The 255-nt window shown below is 45.5% G+C and carries 1 protein-coding gene; it reads left to right on the top strand.

The features are described 5' to 3' along the window. Window positions 1–255: hypothetical protein (locus ACQ96U_RS27210; RefSeq protein ID WP_431724416.1), on the top strand; the 255-nt coding region annotated here is incomplete at both ends.

Genomic DNA, 255 nt, shown 5'->3' with positions numbered 1-255 from the left:
TGCTGCAGGGCAGCTAAGTCAGTTTGACGCATTATTTAACAACCCACCATTGGGTGGCGAGACTTTTCATATTAGTGGTGCTGAAATTAATTGTGCGCCAGATGCACCATACTCACATGACAGAGCGGTCTTAAAGCGTGCCTTTATGACCGATGATGCCGAACTTGATTTACTGTCTCGTCTTGGTGGCGGTTCAAATACAGTAACACGTGATCTTCCCCATATTAGCCAGCTTTATAGGGCATGCTTATTTGC

The organism is Zooshikella sp. RANM57, from assembly GCF_050749885.1.
GTDB lineage: Bacteria > Pseudomonadota > Gammaproteobacteria > Pseudomonadales > Zooshikellaceae > Zooshikella.
Note: the sequence above shows the minus strand (reverse complement) of the source record. Positions and strands in the feature narration are given on the sequence as shown.